21 protein-coding genes are annotated in these 24,121 nt (G+C 46.2%); 8 read left to right on the top strand and 13 right to left on the bottom strand.

Going from position 1 to position 24,121, the window contains the following annotated elements; translation table 11 throughout:
* Positions 1–395 precede the first annotated feature (395 nt).
* Complete coding sequence (locus FKX85_RS21360) at positions 396–1,613, top strand: methylmalonyl-CoA mutase family protein (RefSeq protein WP_168196318.1); 1,218 nt, start codon at positions 396–398, stop codon at positions 1,611–1,613.
* Positions 1,603–3,669, top strand: a complete 2,067-nt coding sequence (gene scpA, locus FKX85_RS21355) for a methylmalonyl-CoA mutase (RefSeq protein WP_141616653.1) — start codon at positions 1,603–1,605, stop codon at positions 3,667–3,669. Before FKX85_RS21360 ends, scpA begins: the two co-directional genes overlap by 11 nt.
* A 182-nt stretch (positions 3,670–3,851) precedes the next feature.
* Here the strand turns inward: scpA and FKX85_RS21350 are convergent, their stop codons facing one another.
* From FKX85_RS21350 to FKX85_RS21305, 10 genes are all read right to left on the bottom strand, one after another.
* Positions 3,852–4,172 carry a 2Fe-2S iron-sulfur cluster-binding protein gene (locus FKX85_RS21350; RefSeq protein ID WP_141616652.1) on the bottom strand — a complete coding sequence of 107 codons (321 nt, stop codon included), beginning with the start codon at positions 4,170–4,172 and terminating at the stop codon, positions 3,852–3,854.
* A gap of 15 nt (positions 4,173–4,187) precedes the next feature.
* Positions 4,188–5,192 carry an NAD(P)/FAD-dependent oxidoreductase gene (locus FKX85_RS21345; protein ID WP_141616651.1) on the bottom strand — a complete coding sequence of 335 codons (1,005 nt, stop codon included), beginning with the start codon at positions 5,190–5,192 and terminating at the stop codon, positions 4,188–4,190.
* A gap of 99 nt (positions 5,193–5,291) precedes the next feature.
* Positions 5,292–5,723, bottom strand: a complete 432-nt coding sequence (locus FKX85_RS21340) for a MarR family winged helix-turn-helix transcriptional regulator (protein WP_141616650.1) — start codon at positions 5,721–5,723, stop codon at positions 5,292–5,294.
* Between the two features lie 204 nt (positions 5,724–5,927).
* Positions 5,928–6,920 carry an ABC transporter ATP-binding protein gene (locus tag FKX85_RS21335; RefSeq protein ID WP_141616649.1) on the bottom strand — a complete coding sequence of 331 codons (993 nt, stop codon included), beginning with the start codon at positions 6,918–6,920 and terminating at the stop codon, positions 5,928–5,930.
* Positions 6,920–7,972, bottom strand: a complete 1,053-nt coding sequence (locus FKX85_RS21330; protein WP_394344993.1) for an iron chelate uptake ABC transporter family permease subunit — start codon at positions 7,970–7,972, stop codon at positions 6,920–6,922. The genes FKX85_RS21335 and FKX85_RS21330 overlap by 1 nt, the downstream gene beginning before the upstream one ends.
* A gap of 9 nt (positions 7,973–7,981) precedes the next feature.
* Complete coding sequence (locus tag FKX85_RS21325) at positions 7,982–9,121, bottom strand: ABC transporter substrate-binding protein (protein ID WP_141616648.1); 1,140 nt, start codon at positions 9,119–9,121, stop codon at positions 7,982–7,984.
* A 111-nt stretch (positions 9,122–9,232) separates the two neighbouring features.
* Positions 9,233–9,835 carry a hypothetical protein gene (locus FKX85_RS21320; RefSeq protein ID WP_141616647.1) on the bottom strand — a complete coding sequence of 201 codons (603 nt, stop codon included), beginning with the start codon at positions 9,833–9,835 and terminating at the stop codon, positions 9,233–9,235.
* Positions 9,836–9,862: 27 nt separating this feature from the next.
* A complete protein-coding gene (locus tag FKX85_RS21315) occupies positions 9,863–11,116 on the bottom strand; it encodes an LVIVD repeat-containing protein (RefSeq protein WP_141616646.1) in 1,254 nt (417 codons plus the stop codon).
* Positions 11,117–11,218: 102 nt separating this feature from the next.
* Positions 11,219–11,635, bottom strand: coding sequence for a nucleotidyltransferase substrate binding protein (locus FKX85_RS21310; RefSeq protein WP_141616645.1), 417 nt, complete (start codon positions 11,633–11,635; stop codon positions 11,219–11,221).
* Positions 11,636–11,729: 94 nt separating this feature from the next.
* On the bottom strand, positions 11,730–13,190 hold the full coding sequence (locus tag FKX85_RS21305; RefSeq protein ID WP_141616644.1) for a S1C family serine protease: 1,461 nt from the start codon (positions 13,188–13,190) through the stop codon (positions 11,730–11,732).
* A 311-nt stretch (positions 13,191–13,501) separates the two neighbouring features.
* On the opposite strand from FKX85_RS21305, the gene FKX85_RS21300 reads away from it, so the two are divergent.
* The 5 genes from FKX85_RS21300 to FKX85_RS21280 all read left to right on the top strand — a co-directional run bounded on the left by FKX85_RS21300 (position 13,502) and on the right by FKX85_RS21280 (position 21,215).
* The gene (locus FKX85_RS21300) at positions 13,502–14,668 is read left to right on the top strand and encodes a 1-deoxy-D-xylulose-5-phosphate reductoisomerase (RefSeq protein WP_141616643.1); all 1,167 of its coding nucleotides are present in this window, start codon (positions 13,502–13,504) and stop codon (positions 14,666–14,668) included.
* A 3-nt stretch (positions 14,669–14,671) separates the two neighbouring features.
* Positions 14,672–15,991, top strand: coding sequence for an RIP metalloprotease RseP (gene rseP / locus FKX85_RS21295; protein WP_141616642.1), 1,320 nt, complete (start codon positions 14,672–14,674; stop codon positions 15,989–15,991).
* Between the two features lie 230 nt (positions 15,992–16,221).
* Positions 16,222–18,705 (top strand): endopeptidase La, encoded by a 2,484-nt coding sequence (lon, locus tag FKX85_RS21290; protein ID WP_141616641.1) that lies wholly within the window; start codon positions 16,222–16,224, stop codon positions 18,703–18,705.
* Between the two features lie 190 nt (positions 18,706–18,895).
* On the top strand, positions 18,896–20,302 hold the full coding sequence (hslU, locus tag FKX85_RS21285) for an ATP-dependent protease ATPase subunit HslU (RefSeq protein ID WP_141616640.1): 1,407 nt from the start codon (positions 18,896–18,898) through the stop codon (positions 20,300–20,302).
* 187 nt (positions 20,303–20,489) lie between these two features.
* The gene (locus FKX85_RS21280) at positions 20,490–21,215 is read left to right on the top strand and encodes an SDR family NAD(P)-dependent oxidoreductase (protein ID WP_141616639.1); all 726 of its coding nucleotides are present in this window, start codon (positions 20,490–20,492) and stop codon (positions 21,213–21,215) included.
* 51 nt (positions 21,216–21,266) lie between these two features.
* Here FKX85_RS21280 and FKX85_RS21275 read toward each other — a convergent pair whose 3' ends face one another.
* A complete protein-coding gene (locus FKX85_RS21275) occupies positions 21,267–21,752 on the bottom strand; it encodes a SixA phosphatase family protein (RefSeq protein ID WP_141616638.1) in 486 nt (161 codons plus the stop codon).
* An 85-nt stretch (positions 21,753–21,837) separates the two neighbouring features.
* On the opposite strand from FKX85_RS21275, the gene FKX85_RS21270 reads away from it, so the two are divergent.
* Positions 21,838–22,029, top strand: a complete 192-nt coding sequence (locus FKX85_RS21270; RefSeq protein WP_141616637.1) for a cold-shock protein — start codon at positions 21,838–21,840, stop codon at positions 22,027–22,029.
* Positions 22,030–22,099: 70 nt separating this feature from the next.
* Here the strand turns inward: FKX85_RS21270 and FKX85_RS21265 are convergent, their stop codons facing one another.
* A complete protein-coding gene (locus FKX85_RS21265; protein ID WP_141616636.1) occupies positions 22,100–22,387 on the bottom strand; it encodes a hypothetical protein in 288 nt (95 codons plus the stop codon).
* An 8-nt stretch (positions 22,388–22,395) separates the two neighbouring features.
* A complete protein-coding gene (locus FKX85_RS21260) occupies positions 22,396–24,102 on the bottom strand; it encodes a DNA polymerase/3'-5' exonuclease PolX (protein ID WP_141616635.1) in 1,707 nt (568 codons plus the stop codon).
* Positions 24,103–24,121 lie beyond the last annotated feature (19 nt).

Raw genomic sequence — 24,121 nt, 5'->3', positions numbered from 1 at the left:
TTCAAGCCTGGCGAAAAAGATGTGCTGGAAGGACGGAATATGCGTTTCTGCCTCCTGTAGTGATCTTACCTCTTGGTTATAGGAATTCCGGAAGGATGCTACCCTTGAGTGAATTGGTTCTAATTTGGAATATACAAAAATATTGTGGGAATCGGAATTCCTAATTGTAAAGAACCTAGGAAGTTATCAAAGAAAAAAAGAATAGGAATTTTGGGCGAAAACCTTATTTTTATATCCAGAGTTCAGTTAACCATGACATGACCCTTTTGAGTCTACCTGAAGTACTGATTGGATCGTTTTAAGGAGATGTGTAGTGGTATACGGAGTGGTCAAGGCTCCGTGTTAATGCTATGACACTTGTAAATCTACAATGTTATCAAAACCCGAACCCAAATATGACCGATAAGGATTTTTATGGTTTCCCGCCACCAGCAAAGCAAGACTGGATTGAGCAAGCACTTCATGATACAGGTGTCCGTGAATTCGACGAATTGGTATTGTGGGATGCATTGGAACAGCTACCATATGCGCCCTTTTATACCGAAGAAGATCTTGGCCCATCCAAGCGGAATCCAGCTGGTTTTTTGGAGAGGTCTCATCCCCACTATTGGGAAAATGTGGCCTTGGTCGATTTGGATAAAGACACTCCTGAAATCATAGCCTCAGTGATCAGTAATGGAATTGATGGGCTGGTAGTCCAGTGGTCCGGAAAAGGGGATTTGAACAGTCTTTTGAGCGATATACAGCCGGCATATGTGTCCATTTGGTTAAAACCAACCGGCGAAGTTAAAACTGTTGTGACCAACTTTCTCAGCTGGATAGAGAGTAGACTGTCGGACAGGTCAATGCTGTCAGGAGGGATATTATGGGATCCTTGGGCAGAAGGCTTACACCAGGAGCGCCCAAAAGGCGTAGTGGAAGAAGAGGCGATCTGGCTGCATGCGGCGACCAAGGAGTTTCCGGATTTCAAGGGAATCTGTATGGATTTTGCCATTTATCGAGCCAGGGGTGTGAATGCGACCAGGGAAATTACCTTGGGTTTTGGGGTGTTGGTAGAGCTGCTGGACCTGCTGACAGCACAGGGGGCTGCGGTCACTGAGGTGTTGGATAATCTTTTTGTGCAGCTTGCCACAGGTAATGATTACTTCTTACAAATAGCAAAAATGAAGACCGTAAGAGTCTTGTTTGGAAAATTTCTTATGCTATATGATATCAAATGGAGCGAAAACGATTCATTACATGTTTTTTCAACTACTAGTGATTTCAATCGGAATGATGAAGATGCTTATAATAATATGGTCAGAAATACAGTGGAAGCCATGATGGCCATCTTGGGAGGTGCCGATACCTTATGGGTTAAGGTCCATGGAGATGAATCGGTGCCGGTTTTTGCAAGAAGGATCGCAGCCAATATTTCTAATTTGTTGAAGTATGAAAGCCATTTTGATGAAATGGGTGATGCCACTAGCGGAGCATTTTATTTAGCTTATTTGATGGATGTTATACTGGAAAAAGTCGAATCAGGATTGGTACAGCAGGAGGAATCGGGAGGCTGGTGGGCAATGATTTCAGCATTTTCCCAAAACAAAAAAAGCAACGACAATGAGGCCTGATTTGACCAAACTGTCCCAAATGACTGTCGGTGATGCTGGCACCGGTGATCGTCCAAGGCCAGTGCATGCACAATATGCGGCAGGGATTGTGCCCTATCTACGTGGGTCTTATAGTACCATGTATCGAGCGCGACCTTGGACGCTGAGGCAGTATGCTGGTTTTTCCACCGCTGAAGATTCCAATGCGTTTTATAAAAACAACCTGAAGGCTGGACAGAAGGGGCTTTCGGTGGCCTTTGACCTCGCCACCCATCGCGGGTATGATTCTGACCATCCCAGGGTACAGGGCGATGTGGGGAAAGCAGGCGTGGCGATAGATTCGGTACTGGATATGAAGGTGCTATTTGAGGGGATTCCACTGGATCAAATGTCCGTTTCCATGACCATGAATGGTGCAGTGATTCCGGTCATGGCTTTTTATATCGTGACAGCTGAAGAGCAGGGCGTCAGGCCAGAGCAGCTTAAGGGGACGATCCAAAATGATATATTAAAAGAATTTATGGTGCGCAATACGTACATCTATCCACCTGCGCCTTCCCTTAGGATTATTGCGGATATCGTTGCGTATACGGCCAAAAATATGCCCCAATTCAATTCCATTTCTATTTCTGGTTACCATATGCTTGAGGCTGGGGCCACTCCCGAGTTGGAGTTGGCCTATACCTTGGCCGATGGCCTTGAATATGTCAGAACTGGCCTAAAGTCGGGCTTGACCATTGATGATTTTGCACCACGGCTATCTTTTTTCTGGGGAATCGGGATGGATCACTTTACGGAAATTGCCAAACTTAGGGCGGGAAGACTCCTTTGGGCTAAATTGATGAAGGACTTTCAGCCCGCTGACCCAAAATCCCTAAAGCTTCGCGCCCACTGCCAGACCTCGGGGTGGTCGTTGACCGAGCAGGATGCCTTTAACAATGTGGCCAGAACTACCGTGGAGGCTATGGCTGCAGTGTTGGGACATACCCAATCCTTGCACACCAATGCATTTGATGAAGCATTTGCATTGCCAACTGAATTTTCGGCCCGCATTGCGCGGAATACACAATTAATACTTCGCGATGAATATGGCCTTCGAAAAGTGGTGGATCCTCTGGGGGGGAGCTTCTTACTGGAGGAAAAGACAGAAGAATTGGTGGACAAGGCTTGGCGACATATCCAGGAAGTGGAGGCGATGGGCGGGATGGCCAAGGCCATTGAGGCAGGACTGCCCAAGCGCAAAATAGAGGAAGCTGCCGCTCGAAGGCAAGCAAAGATAGATCAGGGAAAAGAAGTCATTGTTGGGGTGAACAGGTTTGTGGTTGGAGCGGATGAGGATTTTGATATCCTAGAGGTGGATAATGAAATGGTTTTGGAGCGGCAGCATTCGAGACTTAGACAACTCAAAGCAGAGCGGGACAGTGAAGCGGTAGCAGTGAGCCTCGAAACCATCACCAAGGCAGCGGAATCCGGTACGGGGAATTTGCTGGAACTGGCCGTGGACGCTGCCCGAAAAAGCGCTACCTTAGGAGAAATATCAATGGCCATGGAAAAAGCTTTTGGACGCCATCAAGCAAAGAATCAAGTCATTTCTGGTGTGTATTCTTCGGAATCTCATAACAATGAATTATTTAAGGAAGCCTTGGCCCTGACGGCGAAATTTGATGAAATGGAGGGGAGGAGGCCCCGTATTCTGATCGCCAAAATGGGGCAGGATGGACATGATCGTGGCGCTAAAGTCATTGCTTCGGGTATGGCAGATATGGGCTTTGATGTGGATATCGGGCCGCTGTTTCAGACGCCTGAAGAAGTGGCAAGGCAAGCGGTGGAAAATGATGCCCATTTGGTAGGTGCCTCTTCATTGGCCGGTGGCCATAAGGTGCTCATCCCCCAGCTGATCAAAGCGCTCAGGGAAATGGGCCGGCCGGATATTTTGGTGGTGGCAGGAGGTGTCATTCCACCGCATGATTATGGTTTTTTACAAAAGGAAGGGGTGATAGATATATTCGGTCCAGGAACTGTTTTGCCAAAAGCCGCCATTAGGATGGTAAAACACTTGATGGGGGAAGGGTCGTAATGATGGAAAGCCAAAGGGAATTATGAAAGTCCAATTACCACTATTAATATTAAAAGAAAACTGTCCGTGGTGGGGCCGAAAAGAATATTGTTCCTAGTGAAAAAAATCGGATAGTCTGAAAAACAAAAAGGCGAACCTTTCAATCCCAAAGGTTCGCCTTTTTACTATTGTGAATACTGTGTTTACTGATCTTCTCCTCTAAGTTTGAAGACGGCACCCTCCAGTTGGTCGCTGATCCTGATTTGGCAGGCAAGCCTGCTGGTGTCGTACATCTCCGGCAAACCTTCCAGCTGGTCGAGTTCCGGGTCGGTGGCATCACCGAGGCCATCTTTTCCCTGGAGCACTTCCACGTGGCAGGTGGCGCATAGAGCCATGCCACCACAAGTGGCCAAAACAGGATATTCGGAGGCTTTCAGTACTTCCATTAAGCTCAGCCCCATATCATCCGGAGCTTCTATCGGCTGACGGTTGCCGTCGTGATCTTCTACTTCAAATGTTACCATACCGCAAATTTATAATTAAAATGCATTTACGCCATTAACGGTTGTATATTTAAAGCTTAATTTTTGATCAGGGTACACATATTTGAATGCACTGTGACACATCAAGGCCGCCTCATGGAAGCCACAAAGGATCAGTTTGAGTTTGTTCTCATAGGTGTTGATGTCCCCAACTGCATAGATTCGCTCCACATTGGTGGAGTAATCGGTGGTGTCTACCTCAATGGCATTTTTGTCGATGTTCAATCCCCATTCGGCAATCGGTCCCAGTTTTGGGCTCAGTCCAAACAATGGGATCAAATAATCCGTATCTACGGTGATTTCTTCCTTGGCTTTGTTTTTCATGGACACGCTTTGCAGGTGGCCATTTCCCGAGATTTTGGTCAGGTTGGAGCTTAGGATAAGGTCGATTTTTCCGTTATTGGCCATGTCAAATACCTTGGCGGCAGAATCAGGAGCCCCACGGAATGTTTCATTTCTATGTACCAAGGTTACTTTTTCGGCTACATCAGATAGGAAGATCGTCCAGTCCAGTGCTGAATCCCCGCCACCGGCAAGGATGACCTTTTTGTCACGGAACTGTTCTGGATCTTTTACCATGTAGGTGATGCCTTTGCCCTCAAAACTCTCAAGGTTTTCCAGAACAGGCTTTCTTGGTTCGAAACAGCCCAGCCCACCAGCAATGACAATCACCTGCGCGTGGACTTTTGTCTTGTCGCTGGTAGTGATTACAAATGAGCCGTCATCTTGCTTGGCAAGGTAATCCACACGCTCACCTAAGGTAAAGCTGGGGTCGAACGGTTCGATTTGTTTCATCAGATTGTCCACCAATTCCTGCGCCTTTACCTCTGGGTAGCCGGGAATATCATAGATTGGTTTTTGTGGATATATTTCAGAGAGCTGTCCTCCCACCTGTGGCAATGCGTCGATCAGGTGGCAACGCATTTTCAACAAACCTGCTTCAAATACAGTGAATAATCCCACAGGTCCTGCTCCGACGATGCAAATGTCAGTTGTTATCATGGTGTAAATATGTAGTTACTTTCCTTAAGTGATTGGAATTGTTCGTTTTTCCGTGCAAATATAAAGAGGAAAACAGGTAATTCCATGTTTTATTTAAAACTATTCTAAATTACTGTAGATGGTGTTGAGGATTCTTTTGAATTCCTCAAAGTCCTTCTGCCCTAAGTTTTCCCAGGCTTTTTCCCTGATGCCACTTATTTTGGGCTTTAGTTCGGCTACTTTTTCTTCCCCATTGGTGGTGAGCAGCAGGTGAAAGCTCCTCCGGTCTCCAGGGTGCTGTATCCGCTGGACATAGCCCTTTTTACACAGTATGTCAATGATCCTTGTTAGGGTAGGTTGATCCTTAAACACCAGCGTCGCCAATTCGGTTTGACTCAAGGCTTCGTTTTCGGCCAAGTGTTTCAGGACAAGCCATTGGTCCACTGTTACGTCGAAGTCTCCTACCTTAAACTTTTGCTGGGCATATTGTTTGACCCTTCTGGCTGTTCGGTCCAGCAAAAACGAGTATTGACTAAATTGTTCTTTTGTCATCGCAATTATTAGTATGACAAATATAAAAGAAAAATATTTCCAGAAAAACAAAACCCTATAAAAAAGATAGGGTTAATGGTTTTTGTGTTTAAAATGCTCCGGATAAGCTAATAAGAAAACCAATATTTAGGGGAGAAAGGCTGTTGTGCTACTTAGGGCTGTCCTGCTGGGGTAGTGTTGGATTTAAGAAAGCTTCTGCCTGATTCATCGCTGTTTTAGCCATGAAATAACGGACTGAATATCATGCAATGTTTCTTCAAAACCATTACCAGTGATTCTGAAGGTAGGGGGAGCATCTACCACTTCGATGGATAAATTTTGGGGTAATTTAATGGCGCTTTTGTGCAGGGCAAGTTTCAGCCATTGGACCAGGTGGTCAGGACCATGGATGCTGCCATAGGTTTGTAAAGCAGCTGGTCGAATTTTCCCCAGGGCTGGGTCAAAAGTAAGTCTCGATCCGGTAGTAAGCAGGTTGATTCTGCCGGAGATGACCAGGTCCTCAGGTGTTCCGGTAGTCAATGGCACGCCACACTGCATGATCCAAAGGTTATCGGCTGTTTCGATAGCGATTTCCAGGTCGTGTGTGACGACCAAAATGGATTTTCCTTGTTTATTGGTGATGTCGCGCAACAGGTGCATGATCTCGTAGCGGTTGATCAGATCTAAATGGGCGGTGGGTTCATCCAGGATGATCAGCTGGCCATCTTGGGCAAGTGCTCGGGCGATCATTACTTTCTGAAGTTGACCGTCACTGATTTCGCTGATCAGCTGGTCTTTGAGGTAATAGGTTTTGGTAGCCTGCAGGGCTTCAGTGATGATGTGCTTGTCCTCAGCGGCTAGTTTTCCCAGCCAATTGGTGAACGGTGTACGTCCCAATGCAACCAATTGCTGGACGGTCAGGTTGCCGGCAGTAATTTTGTCGGTCAGCACGACACTGATTTTTTGGGCAAGTTGACGTGGATGTTGTTCGTGTAAGGGGATTCCTGAAAATATAATGTCCCCGGCCAAACTGGGAAGATGTCCCATAATGGTTTTCACCAAAGTAGATTTCCCCACCCCGTTTGGCCCGAGTAGACAAGTGAGTTTCCCTTTTGGAAGCTTAAAAGACAGGGATTCGCCCACCTTGATGACTTGCTTTCCTTTGTGGTATCCGATGCTGATGCCTGTTCCTTCCAATATATAATGTGGGCTATCCATCAAAAATCGCTGATAAAATTTCGTTTTAAAATTAACCAGATCACCAGTGGTGCCCCGAAAAGCGAGGTGATTACATTTACGGGCAAGGTTTCTGCAAATCCCGGTAATTGACTGATCGCATCACTGACGAGTAAAAAGGCCGCGCCAATCAGTGCTGTGGCAGGGAAGAGGACTTTGTGGTCTCCGGTTCTGAAGAGAATTCTGGCCAAGTGGGGGACAGCTATGCCGATAAAGGCTATGGGGCCACAAAAAGCCGTTGCGCTCCCGGCCAAGATGCCTGTGCTCATGATCATGGTCCACCGCAGCGCATTGATATTGATTCCCATGCTCCTGGCATAGCGCTCGCCCATCAGCATGGCATTATAGGATTTGATTTGTAGGATGACAGGGATCATGCCGAGGACGGCGACACCTGCAAAAACCTGGAGCTGATCCCCGCTGATGCCGCCAAGGCTTCCCATGGACCAGATGGTGAAAAGCTTAAGGTCTTCGGCGTTGCCAAAATAAGAGAGTACACTTACTATGGCTCCCGAAGCACTCCCAAACATCAGTCCAATGATCAGTAAGGTAGCACTGTTTTTTACTTTCCAGGCGGTAAAGCTCATCAGGAGAAGTATCAAAATAGCTCCTGTACTGCCGGCAATGATTACTCCCCAGATGCCCCATGACAAATAACTGTCAGTGCTATTGGTGAGCGACCAGCCAAAAGCGCTTCCGCCCAAGATCAACAGGGCCACGCCCAATCCGGCACCAGAACTGATGCCCAGGACATAAGGACCCGCCAAAGGATTCCTGAAAAAGGACTGCATTTGAAGGCCACTGACGGAGAGTCCCACGCCAGCGATTAGGGCGGTGAAGGCTTTTGGTACCCTATATTGGAAGAGGATGGTCTGCCAACTTGCCTTGGCCATATCACCGCCTGCCAGGCCATCCAATACGTCGCCAAGGGGGATATGCACGGATCCCATGCTGATATTGACCAGGAAGAGCACCATAAGCAATCCGGTCGACAGTACTATTTTCAGGGCGATATGAAGGGGGTTTTTATCCAAAGGCCATGTTTAATTTAGCTTTTGGTAAAAATAAGGCTTGTAATCGGGGATCAGACTAGGATGGAAGATTTTTATCAAATCTTTGAGTATGATGTCCGGGCGGGTATAGCCCAATTCAAAATATTCCAGGCCGCCGGTGGCACCCCTTGTATTGGCAAATGTATAGATATCACCTGTTTCGAAAGCCTTAAACTGCGCGTAGCGGGAATCGGCAGCTGCCATTTGCTGCAAGGTGCCAAATTCAGCAGTGCTGATCCAAATATCTGCATTCAGCCCTTTGTCCAGGACTACTTCGTAGCTGAGTTGGAGACTTCCCGTGCTTTCCTGGTCCTTAAAGATGTAGTCGGCACCAGCGTCTTCCAGAAAAATGGCCCCCCAGTTATTGCCAGCGGGAGCATACCAAATGTCCCGGTACATGTTTCCGCTCAAAACGGTGGGGATAGTAGTAAAAGAGGCGTCCTGAACATCTCCTTTAAGGGTGAGGTAGTTGTTTTTTATTTGATCAAAATAGGCTGAAGCTTGTTCGAAGGTGCCTGTCAGTGCTCCGGTAAACTTGATCCATTCTGCCCTGCCCAAGGGGTGCTGTTCGACATAGTCGCCATTGATGACGGTAGGAATGTCGGCTTTGGCGAGTAATTGTAGGTCCTTGACATTGTCCCCTAGCGTGGAGATCATCAGCAAGTCAGGTGATAGGTCAATGATTTTTTCGATGTTGTATTTGGCACCGCTGCCCAGTTCTTCCACCAGCCCTTCATCGATACGTTCCCGGAGTGGTGAAGAGGAAATCAGGTCAAGGTTTGGGAATGCCACCAGACGTGTGGGAATGTCCAATGCGACCAAATGGGGGATCTGGGTGGTGGAGGTCAGGATGATTTCTTGGACATTGGCCTTAATGATAGCATCATAGTTTCCTCTGGGGGTTTCAATGGAGGCGTCTTCTTTTACCAGGTAGCTAAAAGGCTGGTGGTTGCCGGGAAAGCCCTTGGTGACTTCGATTACTTTATAACCATCTCCCTGATAAAGGTTGAAGCCAACGGCATATTCAAGCTTGATTTCTTGGAGTTCAGGGCTGCTTTTTTCATTCTTGGGACCGGAACATGCCCCTGTCAATAGCAGGGCAAATGCCAAGAAAAAGGGGTGTTTTATCATGGGATGTATAACGTGTAGGTGTAGTCCAATTCCATTGCTTAAATGGTCATGGCTTAAATTATCTCAAATTATCCTTCAAAAATAACCTACGACTTTTTATCTGCCAACTAATTAGAAAAATACTCCCAGTCTAACAGATGCCCTGTTGAAGGTGAATTTGTCCTGGTTAACGGATTGATATCCTTGGGGAAGCCCATCTTCACCAGTTGTGTTTGTGGGGTCAAGCACACCCGTGTATTCGGAAATAACCTGCCTTTTGTATCCTAAGGAAAGGCTCAGTTTTGTTTTTCCTCCTGTCTTCATCAATAGTCCAATGATTGGATTGATGAGGAATCCTCCTTCGGTCCATTCCGTATCAGTATCCTTTTCGAAAAGCGCAGTTCCTAAGCCCATATCAAGTCCAAACAAGGTGGAAAATTTGGTGTCCGAGGAAAGTTCTCCTCTCGCTCCAAGGGCAAAGGGAATAATCTCGGTTTGCTCGTAGGTGTCCACTCCCGTGGTAAAGCCCAGGCTCAACCAGCGGTTGGCCTTGACGCCGTTAAACGTCTGAAAAGTAAAGGAGGTGTGCGGGCCGATAGCCTGATTGTTTTGGAGTATGCCTATTTCGGTGTGATTGGTAAAAGGAAGTGACTGCGCACAGCCACTTCCTTTAAAAAAAAGAATTATCACCAAAGTTAAAACAATCCAACTAATAGCTTTAAAAGTAAATTTCATGTTTTGCAGGTTAAATGCTAATGGTTTTTATTCGATCGTGATGGTACTTAGCTGTTTGAGCTTGTTTGGGATGCTGTAGTCGTACTGTGTGATGACCTTGTTTCCGATGACAATAAGTGATTTAGGACCTGGAATAAGGTCAAAGGCATTTAGTCCCTGTAGGTGTTCCAATTGGTTTTGATCGATTTTAAGGACGTCGGAGACATTAAAGCTTTTTAGCCCATATTCCCCTTCGCAGACATAAAGGTACTCTCCTGCCAATCCCAGACCGTGGGGATTGTCCATTGGATAGGATTTTAGCAGCTTGGGGAGTGATGGGTCAGTGATATCCAGGACTTCCAGTAAGTTTACGCCTTGTTGGCAGAAATTACCGGACCTTAGTGTTACGAACGCATAATCATCATTAGCGACGACGGGGTCACAGCTGGTGATGTGCGAATAGACCGATAGCTGCTGAGGGTTTGCAGGAACTGATATATCGTAAATGTGCATGCCCGTGGTGGAGCCAATAAAAAGTTTGTCCTTAAAAGGAAAAATGGTTTCAATTCCCCAGCCCAACTGAATTTGTTTGACAAACTCCGGATCGGCTTTTTCGCTGATGTCAAAGAGCCGGAGGTCGTTGTCATCTACGGTGTACAAGTGGCCATTGGCGAGGGTAAACCTGGCCATGCTGCCTCCCTGACCATAATTTCCTTGTCCACCTCCAGCATCCACATTGGAGAAATTTGCGCTTTCCAGCCATATGCCCGTGCCGTTCCACCTTCTGATGGGGTCTTTTGAGGTGATGACCGTGTCTTTGAGGTAGGTGAACGTGCCCGCTTCCTGATTGATGTAATAATTGGTGAAGACATCTTCTTCGCGGTTGGCCAATGATATGTCACGTGGATCACTTATATCGAATGATAACAGGTCAATATAGCTGTCCGCGTAAAGGATATTGTCGTTAATGGCCAAATCAGCTGCCCCGGGAACTTCTATAAAGCTGATGTTTTTGGGATTGGCAGGGCTGGTGTTGTCGATGACATGGATGCCTTTATTGGGCTCACTGATAAATAAGAAGTCATCGAAAATATAGATCTTCCCTTTTTTTTGGATGTCTCGAGGGCTCACTGGGCCGACATAGATGTCCCTGAACACTTCTGTCTTGAGGGATACAGGAATTTTTGCTTGATAGGTATAGGTGCTTTCCACCTGGTCTTGGCAGGAGTTAAAGCCAATGGCAATTACGAAGATGAGCAGGATGCGAAGCAGAACTGCCGTTGAGGGTAAAGGCTTTTTCATGGCTAAAGTATGTTAGGTTAAAAATCCGTTTTCCCCTAGACGTGGCACATTAAAAATGTGCTACAGGTAATTGAAAAAAAATTGGGAAATAGTTGGAGATGTTTAAAGATTCAGTGCTCCTTTCATCTTGTTTTCGAAATTTTCGAACAGGTGGATGTAGTTTTTCAGAATGTTCTGTGTGACCTTGTTCTGTACATCTTCCGTATAGACAGGAGTTGCTTTGATGCGGCAAATGATCATGTCCAGCCAGCCTTTTCCATCATCGATGAGTTCTTCATTGAAGGCATCCAAAGTGACATCCCTGGAGCCGGTATAGGGCGGGCGGCCCTGTTTATTGAAAAACTCCATCATGGCTTTCAGTGCCAGTTCATGCGTAAGCTCAAACGACCGGTGCAAGTGCTGTTCATTTTTTTGACTGACGCCTTTTAGGTTGATTTCCTCAATAACTTCTTGCAATTCAGTAAGTGATTCCTGAAAGTTCTTAAAGCATTGTTCGCAGGATAAGGGTTGTATTTTCATAGTGGGTGTCCTTTTCCTAAATCTACAAAAATCTAACAAAGAAAGCACCGATTTTTCCGGTGCTTTCCAAATTTAATTTCTGTCTAAATTAAGGTTATCTTACGCTGTAAGATTGTCTGAATACCCTGCCTCGTGGGGTGATCCCTTCTAAGACGAGCCTTCCGCTGTACTCTTCCAGAAAAGTGCCGATTTCTTCCGGTTCCTCGGCCGGCTCTCCATTTACCATTGTTAGGATAAAGCCGTTCCCTAATCCCAGTTCACTGAGGTAGCCACGAGTAAGTGCCATGATCTTTACCCCGTAATCTATTTCATAACGGTCTTTGTCCACGGTGTTGACCGCTTCGAGTTTTGCGCCCAGGAGTGCCGAAGAGTAAAATTCCTTTTCAATGATCCCCGTTCCTCCATGGAGGTTTTGGAGGGTAATGCGGGCACTCTTCTGCTGATTGTCACGCAGGTAATGTAGGGTCACTTGATCCCCTGGGTAATGGTAAGAAAGGACTTCTTCAAAACTGCCTTTCCCCTTAATATCGGTGTCGTCGATTCCTATAATGACGTCCCCGATCTTTATGCCGGCTTTTTCTGCGGCTCCATTTCGGATGATATGGTTGACGATTACGCCGTCCAGCGATTCAATGCTCATTTTTTCTGCAATTTCCGGCGTGATCTCTTCTGTGCCCACCCCGGGGATTGCTTTTTGTACTTCCCCAAAATTGATGAGGTCATTGGCGATTTTGGCGGCGATATCCACAGGGACAGCAAAGCCATAGCCGGTATAAGTGCCTGTTCTGGAGAGTATGGCTGTGTTAATGCCTACAAGCTCTCCCTTGACATTGACGAGTGCCCCGCCGGAATTTCCCGGGTTAATGGCCGCATCAGTTTGGATAAAGGACTCCAAAGGAAAGTCACCGCCGAGAATATTGATCTGTCGCTCTTTAGCGGAGACTATTCCTGCAGTGACCGTGGAGGTGAGGTTAAAGGGATTGCCCACAGCGATCACCCACTCTCCGATCTGGAGGTCACGGCTGCTGCCTTTTTTGATGGCAGGAAGTCCCGCTGCATCGATCTTCAGCACCGCAATGTCGGTGTTAGGATCGGTACCTATGAGTTTGGCCTTGTAGGTTTTTTTATGATGGATGACTTCCAGGGTTTCGGCATCTTCCACCACATGGTTATTGGTGATGATATAGCCGTCTTCGCTGAAGATTACCCCCGAGCCTGTGCTTACCCGCTGGGGGCTGCCTCCCTGTGGGCCAAAGAAATAATCAAACATGCTGTACCTTCGGTAATCGGTTCCAGAGAAGTTTTTGATAAACACCACTGATTCGGTGCTCCGCTCTGAGGCTTCTACAAAAGAAACTGGCGTATTGCCGACCGCCCTGCTTGGTGGAGCATTGGTTGATTCTGTAAAGTTATTGACTTGATGGGAGGTGATTTCCGCATTGCTCCCTTGGTGCCCGGCAAGAAGGAGATCAGGTAAAAAAAGCTGCTGATATGCCCAAGCGCCAAGCAATCCTGCCACGAAGGCTAAAATGAAAGTAGTTAGGCTTTTTTGCATGAGTTATGTGTTTTTTTTAATCAATTTACGGTTAAATCCTGTTTCTGGTCACGCGTTTAACAATTTTTAATAAATCCGATAAGCCCCATTTTGGTAGGGAAAACAGCGCACTAATGGTTGTTTATAATTGGCAAAATCACTTTGGTGAGTACCATAGATAACTTTTCTGCTGACAGATGGTTTTACTTATGGGCACTGGCCAAATAAGTGCCAAAAGCAATAAGGCTGAAAAAGTGGCAAAAAACCAAGGAAAAGTCTTTGAAGCTTGTAAATTTGTCAGCTTATTGAGATAGAGGAGAAACAAGACATCAATGTCAAGTAAAAAACGCGTGGCCCTATTGGGTTCTACAGGCAGCATTGGCACACAGGCACTGGAAGTGATCAAAAGCCATGCGGAGCATTTTGAAGTGGAAGTCCTGACGGCCCAAAATAATGTGGACTTATTGATCCAGCAAGCCCTGGAGTTCCAGCCCAATGCCGTGGTCATTGCCAACGAGTCGCATTATCGGAAGTTAAAGGATGCCCTGGAACCGCACTTAATCAAGGTGTATGCCGGTGAGCAGGCATTGGTACAGGTCGTGGAGATGGAAACCATTGATGTAGTACTGACGGCTTTGGTGGGGTATTCAGGACTGCTGCCGACTATCAGTGCGATCAATGCTGGAAAGCAAATTGCTTTGGCCAACAAGGAAACCCTGGTCGTGGCAGGGGAGCTTATCACTAACCTGGCAAAGGAAAAGGGAGTGAACATTTATCCTGTGGATTCAGAGCATTCGGCAATTTTCCAATGTTTGGTAGGTGAATTCCATAATCCCATTGAAAAATTGATTCTGACCGCTTCCGGCGGCCCCTTTAGAGGAAAAGACCGAGTGTTCCTGGAAAGTGTCACCAAAGAACAGGCTCTTAAACATCCCAACTGGGACATGGGAGCCAAGATCACCGTTGACTCGGCTTCATTGATGAACAAAGGGCTGGAAGTGATCGAGGCAAAATGGCTTTTTGGTGTCCGCCCAGCACAAATTGAGGTGGTGGTACATCCGCAATCCATCATCCATTCGTTAGTACAATTTGAGGATGGAAGTATCAAGGCGCAACTTGGACTGCCGGATATGCGTATTCCTATTCAATTCGCACTGACATATCCGGACAGGTTAGTGTCCGAATTTCCACGGTTTGACTTCATGCAATATCCTTCGCTGGATTTTGAAAAACCCGATTTGGAAACTTTTAAGAACCTCCAGTTGGCTTTTGATGCATTGGAGAAGGGAGGGAATGCACCATGTGTCCTCAATGCGGCAAACGAAATAGTTGTGGCCGCATTTTTGCGAGATCAGGTAGGATTTCTGGAAATGCCGGATATCATTGCCGAAACAATGGCCACTGTAGACTATGTGCAGTCGCCAAAATTGGAGGACTTTGTCGCTACCGACAAGATGGCAAGAGCAAAAACAGAAGAACTAATAAAGATTAATAAATAATATATGGATACTTTGATTATGGTAGGCCAGCTTTTGCTGGGACTATCTATTTTGGTGGGCTTGCACGAAGGAGGCCACATGCTGGCTGCCAAAATGTTCGGGATGCGTGTGGAGAAGTTTTCTATAGGATTTCCTCCCAAAATCATTGGGTTTAAATATGGGGAAACCGAATATTCACTGGGCGCCATTCCTTTAGGTGGTTTTGTGAAGATTTCAGGGATGGTCGATGAGTCCATGGATACCGAACAGCTTTCTTCCGAACCCCAGCCTTGGGAATTCAGGGCGAAGCCAGCTTGGCAGCGTCTGATTGTGATGTTGGGAGGTATTATCGTCAATGTGATCACAGGGGTGCTGATTTTTATCGCACTGACCTATGATCGTGGAGAGACCTATTTCTCAAGGGACCAAGTGATCGAACATGGCATCGTGGCCTACGATATCGGTAAGCAGATCGGCTTTCAGGATGGTGATAAGGTACTGGATGTCAATGGTCATACTTACCAAAGTCTTTCCGATTTGTCAAGTGGAGATGTGTTGCTGAGCGAAAATGGTTATTATACCGTGGAGCGGGATGGTGAAATCATTCAGATTGATATCCCAAGAGGCTTTATCAACTCTTTTTCCAGTCAGGAAGCCATGTCCAATTTTATTGACATTGGGCTGCCGTTTACCGTGGATGAGACCATGGAAGGCACACCAGCCGCCCAATTGGGGCTTCAGAATGGCGATAAAATAGTGGCCCTTAATGGAGAGCGTGTGAGGTATTTTAATGATTTTCACCGAAAACTGGAGGGACTTGCAGGCGAGCCTATTTCGTTGGCCTATGAGCGCAATGGAAGAAGGATGGAAGGAAACATCACTGTTCCTGATGATGGCATAATAGGCATTCATGTAAATCACCTTATCGAGCCGGTCAAAAAGAAATATAGCCTTAATGAATCCATTTTTAAAGGAACAGAAAAAGCCTTCAGTGTGGTGATCGTCAATGCCAGGGCCCTGGGTAAGATGTTTACCGGTGAAGTGTCCACCAGAAATGTCAGTGGTCCGATCGGCATGGCAAAGATTTATGGAAGCCGCTGGGACTGGGTGAAGTTCTGGAGCATTACCGGATTGATCTCCATGATCCTGGCCTTTATGAACCTTCTGCCGATTCCTGCCCTGGACGGTGGCCATGTGGTATTCTTGCTTTATGAAATGATTTCCGGAAGGAGTCCTTCCGAAAAATTCCTCGAAAACGCCCAAAAGGTCGGCATGGTGTTGTTGTTGGCCTTGATGGTGTTTGCAATAGGAAATGATATTTTAAAACTATTTACAGGAAGTTGATAGATTTTCCTTTAGGCGTGAAAGTACAAAAAGGGCAAAATCATTTTTGCCCTTTTTTGTGTTGTATTGCTGCCGGGGTATTGTCCTTCTGGTAATATGGTAACCTGCCAATTTGTACCTTTTTTTTTATTGGCATGTCCATTGAGTTGAATAGATAGGCCTTTAAAAGTAGAAAGGTCATTCTTATATTGTAAATTTAACTATGACAAAATAACAGTCATTCTGTATATATGAAGAAAAATGACAGTTCCTTATATCAATCTTTGATCGTGGGTGATTTTGCAGGCGAAGGGGATTTGATTCAGCTGATCACAGATGATGAGGAAGATGAGCAGGCGCAACTTGAAAATTATGCTGAAGATATTCCTATCCTATCGGTGCGGAACACCGTGCTGTTTCCAGGGGTAGTGATCCCCATTACGGTGGGCAGGGAGCGATCTATCAAGTTGGTAAAAAAAGCCCACAAAGGTGATAAGATGATCGGAGTCTGTGCACAGACCAATCCGAACAACGATGATCCGGGATGGGATGATATCTACCATGTCGGTACCATTGCCAAAATCATTAAAATGATCGTCTTGCCCGATGGCAATACGACGATTATCATTCAGGGAAAGAAGCGTTTTAAGATCCGTGAGACGATTACAGAAGAACCTTATTTTCAAGCTAAGGTAGATTATCTGGATGAAACCTTCCCCGAAGGCAACAAGCAGATTACAGCCCTTGAAGAGTCGCTGAAGGAGGCGGCTGCCAAAATCCTTCAGCTCAACCCTGAAATCCCAAGAGAGGCTCAGGTAGCCTTGGATAACATAGACAATACGGCATTTCTGACCCATTTTCTTTCCTCAAACATCAATGCCCCGGTAGAGGCCAAGCAGAAGCTGCTTGAGATCAACGACGGCCTGGACAGGGCGACATTGCTGCTGGAGTTTATGATGAAGGATATCCAGATGCTTGAGCTGAAGAGCGAGATTCACAAAAAGGTCCATACTGATATTGACCAGCAACAGCGGGATTATTTCCTGCGCCAGCAGATGAAAGTGCTTCAGACCGAACTGGGTGAGGAAGGCCCCGAAAAGGAAGTAGAAGAACTTCGCCTGAAGGGTAGAAGGAAAAATTGGCCGGAAGAGGTGGCCAAGCACTTTGAAAAAGAGCTGGACAAGATCCTCCGCGTCAACCCTTCGGCAGCAGAGTATCCTATAGCATTGAACTATGCGGAATTGATGGTGGATTTGCCATGGAATGAATTTACCACGGATAATTTTGACCTGAAGCGGGCCAAGGAGATTTTGGACAAGGACCACCATGGCCTGGAAAAAGTAAAGGAGAGGATCATCGAATACCTGGCCGTGCTCAAGCTTAAAAATGACCTTAAAGGCCCGATCCTTTGTTTGTATGGCCCTCCTGGGGTGGGTAAGACTTCTTTGGGCAAGTCTGTGGCAAAAGCCTTGGGAAGGAAATACATCAGGATGTCCCTTGGGGGGATGCACGATGAGGCTGAGATCCGTGGCCACCGGAAAACCTATGTGGGAGCCATGCCCGGTAAGGTGATCCAAAACATGAAAAAAGTACAGACATCCAATCCTGTCTATGTGTTGGATGAAATAGATAAATTAAGCGCAGACTTCAGGGGTGACCCTTCCTCCGCATTTTTGGAGGTGCTGGATCCCGAGCAGAACAATGCTTTTGTGGACAATTACCTTGAAGTGGAATATGACCTTTCCAAGGTACTGTTCATCGCTACTGCCAATTCGCTGGAAAGCATTCAGCCGGCCCTCCGGGACCGAATGGAGGTGATCGAAGTAACCGGCTATACCATGGAAGAAAAGGTGGAAATTGCCAAAAAACACTTGATACCAAAGCAGCGTAAAGAGCATGGGCTGAAGGCCAGGGATATCAGTTTTGACAAGGCAGCTATTGTTAAAATCATCGAAGGGTATACCCGGGAATCCGGTGTACGTAGCCTTGAACGACAGGTCGGTACGGTAATCAGAAATGTGGCCAAGTCCATTGCGATGGAAGAGGATTACCAGAAAAGGATTACGGCCGAGATGGTAAGAAAGATTCTTGGTGGCGAGATGTTTGACAAGGAAATGTACCAGGACAACAGTGTAGCCGGCGTAGTGACCGGTCTGGCCTGGACCTCCGTGGGCGGGGAGATTCTTTTTGTGGAATCTTCGCTTAGCAAAGGAAAGGGTAAACTTACGCTGTCCGGGCAGTTGGGAGATGTGATGAAGGAATCAGCAATGACCGCCATGTCCTATCTAAGGTCCAAGGCCGATCAGTTGAATATTGACAGTAGGGTATTTGACCAGTATGACCTGCACGTCCACGTACCAGCTGGTGCAGTGCCTAAGGACGGCCCGTCAGCTGGTATCACCATGCTGACCGCCTTGGCTTCTCTGTACACGCAGCGAAAAGTGAAAGCCAAACTCGCCATGACCGGTGAGATCACCCTTCGTGGCAAAGTGATGCCCGTGGGAGGAATTAAGGAAAAAATCCTTGCCGCCAAAAGGGCAGGGATTAAGGATATAATCCTTTGCAAGCGTAATCAAAAAGACATTGAAGAAATACACGAGCGTTATGTGAAAGGGGTGAATTTCCATTTTGTGGACAATGTAAATGAAGTGCTGGACCTGGCGCTGCTAAACCAAAAAGTGGAAAACCCGGTGAAATTCACCTTCGATGAAAACCATAAATCAGTACAAGCCTGATAATAACCTTTCGGCGGGACAACTCATCAGTTCCCGCCGATTTACTTTTAGTTGCCGATAGATTGACAATGAACCGAAGTGCCTGTTCGTTTGAACTATACCTTGACCTAAATGTTTTATGAGGTAGTGCGGTAAACAAAATAAATGTTAACCATGAAATCAAAACCTGATTTCTTGACCAAGACAATTTATGAAAGAAATTAATCATTTGACACCAAAACAAATAGTCCACGAACTGGACAAATACATCATCGGTCAGCGGGATGCCAAGAGAAATGTGGCCATAGCCCTGCGAAACCGGATCAGAAGGATGATGGTCAAAAGTGACCTGCAGAAGGATATCGTTCCCAATAATATCCTGATGATCGGTTCTACAGGTGTGGGGAAGACCGAGATCGCCCGTAGGCTGGCCAAAGTGGCCAATGCTCCATTCACCAAGGTGGAAGCATCCAAGTTCACAGAGGTAGGTTACGTAGGGAGAGATGTGGAGAGCATGGTCAGGGACTTGGTCGAGCAATCCATCAATTTGGTAAAAGAATCCAAAAATGAAGAAGTTAAGGAAAAGGCCGCCGAAAATGTGGAAGATGTCCTGTTGGATATTTTGATTCCACCGGTGAAATCACCAGGATTCAGCACCAGCCGCACCACAACAACTTCAAGCAATGGGGATTTTGATCCTGAAAAGGCCTCTGAGCAAGAGCTCAATGAAAAGACCCGGGAAAGGTTCAGGGAAAAGCTCAGAAATGGAGAGCTGGAGGAGCGAAAAGTAGAGATCAATGTCAAACAGTCAAATAACGTAGGAGTGGGCATGATCGGTAATGGCATGATGGATGACGCCAGCATGGCAGGACTTCAGGACATGCTCAATGGGATGATGCCCAAAAAGACCAAGAAGCGTAAGGTAACCATCGCCGAAGCCAGAAAAATATTGATGGAAGAAGAGGCTTCCAAATTGATCGACTTCGATGAAGTGAAAGATGAGGCCATCCATTTGGCAGAGAATAACGGCATCATTTTTATCGATGAGATCGACAAGGTGGCCAAGAGCGGTAAGAGCGGAAGTGGCCCTGATGTCAGTAGAGAAGGCGTGCAGCGGGATTTGCTTCCAATAGTGGAGGGTAGTGCCGTCAATACCAAGTATGGATTGGTACATACTGACCACGTGCTGTTTATAGCGGCAGGTGCTTTTCATGTCAGCAAGCCGTCCGATCTGATTCCTGAATTGCAAGGACGTTTTCCGATCCGGGTAGAATTGGACAGTTTGACACAAGAGGATTTCAGCCGAATCCTAAGAGAACCTAAAAATGCATTGACCAAGCAATATCAAGCCCTTTTTGAAGCCGAAGATGTGTCGCTGGAATATACCGATGATGCCATTGAGGAAATTGCACGGGTCGCCTTTAAGATCAATGAAGAGGTGGAGAATATTGGCGCCAGGAGGTTACATACGGTGATGAGCCATTTGCTCAATGACTTCTTATTTGACGTACCGGACACCATCGAGGCCAATGCCAAGATCATGGTGACCAAGGAGATGGTCGGTGAGCGATTGAGTTCGCTGGCACAAAACAAGGATTTATCACAATATATTCTGTAAATAGAATGGAGGTTGTCTCATAAATTCCGTTATCACGAGCAAGGCGAAGTGATCTCAGCGTACGTTCACTGTAAAATATACGGTAGGTAGCTGCTTCTGAGCTTCATCGCGCGCTTGCCATAGGCATCTCTTTGTGGCCATGACGAATTCTTTTGGGACAATCTCCATTTTGAAAATACCCCTAGGAATGAAAAATCTATTCATCTTAACTGGATGTAGCAAAGGAGTAGGCAAAGCACTTTTGGAGGTGCTCTTGGCGGATGCGGAAAATATGGTGGTAGGGGTTTCCCGTTCGCCGATGAAAGGTGCAGGCAATTTTAAGCACCTTACGCTTGACCTTGCCAATTCGGAGGAGTTGTCCAGTAAGTTAGAAGAACTCTTTCCAGAGGGAAATTATGAAAAAGCCGTAATGATCAACAATGCAGGCTGGATAGGGGAGATTGCACCCATTGGCCGTTTGGATCCAGCGGGTATAGCCAAAATCCATGCCGTCAATGTCGTCGCTCCGGCGATATTGATGAATGCATTTGTCCATAGGTTTGCCAGTGGAGCGTTGAAAAAAACTGTTGTGAACATCTCTTCAGGAGCCGCAGAGAAAAATATGGATGGCTGGTCTGGTTATTGCAGTTCCAAAGCAGCACTAAACCGGCTGACCGGCGTGGCACAAGAAGAAAGTGACCTTAAGGGCTACGGTATTCGTTATTATGCCCTGTCTCCTGGTATTGTCGACACCCCCATGCAAGCCGATATCAGATCTGCTAAAGAGGAGGATTTTAGTAATTTAAATAAGTTCAAGTCCTTTAAGGAAAACCAAGAACTGACCTCTCCAGATGCAGTGGCCAAAAAGGTGATGCATTTACTGGAGCATGAGGAGGAATTTGTCGATGTCTTGCAGGATGTAAGGAAGTTTTAGGCGTTATTGATTTCCAGAGACTTAAGGCAAAGTAGCACTGAGAACATCCATTTATTTTTTTGGGTAATCCACAAACCAGACAGTAGCATTTTCGGGGCCAATGGCTTCCCAATCATCCACCTCGAATATAAACCCAAACTGTCCGCAGGTGGGGAGGTTGTCGATTTCACCCCCTAGTGTTTCGATGAGCTCATTGAAGCCAGGGTTATGACCAAACACCAGGGCGGCATGTTTGTCATTTGGGATATTCTGGACGGTCTTTAGAATAGAGCTGGCAGAGGCGTGATAAAGGACAGCAGTGAGCTCAACGTTATTTTTGGGAAAGTGCAGGTTCTCTGCAGTGATGTATGCGGTGACCTTTGCTCTTTCAGCATCAGAAGAGATGAAATAATCCGGTGAAATTCCTCGTTTTTTTAGCCTTTGGGCCATTCGTGGAGCGTCTCTCAGTCCCCTTATGGCAAGGGGTCTTTGGTGATCATTCATATAAGGATCGTCCCATGATGACTTGGCATGTCTATAAATAATCAAACTTTTCATGGTTAAAAGATACGAAAAATCAGTTTGATTTTTAGGTGGAATTTTATAGTTTGTTGGTTCATTTAACCACTAACAATTAATTATTATGCTTACCGGAAAAGTGAAATTTTATAATGAAGCCAAAGGATTCGGTTTCATTATTGATGACGAATCTCAGAGTGACGTCTTTGTCCATGCCACAGGATTGGTAGAAAAAGTAGTCCAAAACGACAAGGTGTCTTATGATGTAAAAGAAGGAAAAAAAGGATTGAACGCTATAAATGTGAGAAAATCATAGTATTTCAGTCATTTTTTAAATGAGAAGGGAGTCTTGTTCGGAGGCTCCCTTTTCTTTTTGTCACTAGCCGCTATTGTAGTATAAAAAATACCACGGCCACTGCCAGTACGATGATCAGGCTTTTTGCTTTGTCCTTTGGGCCTTCGGCGATCTTTCTCATGCGTATAACATAAACAGCAATGCTTAAAGCAACTAACTGCGCCAGTAATCCAAAGCCGTTGAGGAAGACCAGCTTGGCCGGGTCAAAAACGGCCATGGCCATATTGACCAGGGGGATGATACACAAGATGATGCCTATCAATCCAATGACGAAACATCGCTGAAGTAGCGTGCTGGGGTCTTTATCCATCCAACTCATAGAAGTGGTTATTTATTGATTTTTTCTTTTCTTTTAGCGAAGTATTTACCGATTTCTTCTCCGCTCATGGCATTTAGTGTCATCCCTTTGGTCAGTCCTCCTTTCCTGCCTGTCAGCACCCCGTATTTCATATGAAAGTAGCCACTTTTTTCATGGGCATCAGGGTTTATCGAGAGCATGACTTCTTTTTCCATGGCATAATGGACCCACCTCCAGTCCAGGTCCAATCGCCAGGGGTTGGCGTTGATTTCGATGACGACATTGTTCTCGGCACAAGCATCGATGATGGCCTTATGGTCTATAGGGTAGCCTTCTCTTCTGAGCAGCAAACGCCCGGTGGGATGTCCCAGTATGGTCGTATAGGGATTCTCAATGGCTTTGATCAGTCTGGCAGTGGCTTTTTTTCGGGTCATGCTCAGGCCGCTGTGGATTGATGAAACGATAAAGTCAAACGAAGCAAGCACCTCTTCAGGGTAATCAAGGCTACCATCCACAAGGATGTCGCTTTCGATGCCACTGAAAATCTTAAAGGGGGCCATTTCTTTGTTGAGGCTGTTGATTTCTTCTTGCTGCTGGGCCACCTTATCGATATCCAGTCCGCCAGCATACATGGCTGTTCTGCTGTGGTCGGAGATGCCCAGGTACTCATAGCCCAGTTCTTGGCAATATTGTGCCATTTCCTTTAAGGTATGTTTGCCGTCACTGTAGGTGGAGTGATTGTGCAGGATTCCTTTGAGGTCTTTTTCTTCCAGTAAGGTAGGGAGCTTATTTTCTTTGGCAAGGGGGATTTCAAACTGTCCTTCTCGCAGTTCAGGAAGGACATATGCCAGCCCTGCATCTTTATAGGCCGCTTCCTGGCTATCAAAATTGCCAGCTTTGAAAAAGCTGCCTAGTGGCTTTCCATCATCCATTGGTGATAGCAAATGGGCGCGGCTTGAGCTGCGCAGCAATTGTTCATTTACAAAAGTGGAAGGGGAAGTGATAAAGAATACTACACTTAAGTCCCGCTCCCCAAGCTTTCCCCTCCAAGTGAAGGGACTTGAGGATTTTTTGTCCTGGTGGAGGGCGTCCAGCGATGAGAGCTTTCCGAGGACGTCTTTACGTTCTTCACTTTTGATGAGCCATTCCACCTGTTCGATGATTTCGTTCTTACGGGCATATGCCCCGGTGAGGGAAACAGCATCTTCGCCAAAAAATGACACCAGTTCTTTATGGAGCGCTTCTACGGGCCCTTCCACGTTTGCATAGTGCCATTTGCCTTGGTTGGAGGCCATGAATTCGAGTGATTGGATGATGCTTTCCTGTGTCTTTTGGCCGAAACCTTTTATTTTGGCCACTTCTCCAGCCTGACAGGCTTCGAGCAGTTCGTGTACAGAAGTGATGTTCAGCTCCTTCCAGAGTACTTTGATTTTTTTCGGTCCCAGTCCCTTGATTTCCAAAACCTCCAAAAGTCCTTTGGGCGTGTCCTTAAGCAGTTCCTCCAAATATTCGTGTGTGCCCGTTTCCTGTAACTGTACAATGACCTCGGCAATGCTTTTGCCAATGCCGTTGATTTTCTGCAATGCTTCCCTGTCCAGCTTTTCGAGGCTTATATTACCTTGGTCTATGGAATAGATGGCAGAAGTATAACTTCTTATCTTAAAGGCGTTCACCTCATGGAGTTCCATCAGCTGAGAGGTGAGTTTAAGGATTTTGGTGATGTTTTTATTGTCCAAAGCTTCTGTCGGTTTGGGT

Source organism: Echinicola soli, assembly GCF_006575665.1.
In the GTDB taxonomy this organism is placed as follows: domain Bacteria; phylum Bacteroidota; class Bacteroidia; order Cytophagales; family Cyclobacteriaceae; genus Echinicola; species Echinicola soli.
This window is presented reverse-complemented; position numbering and strand designations above follow the sequence as displayed.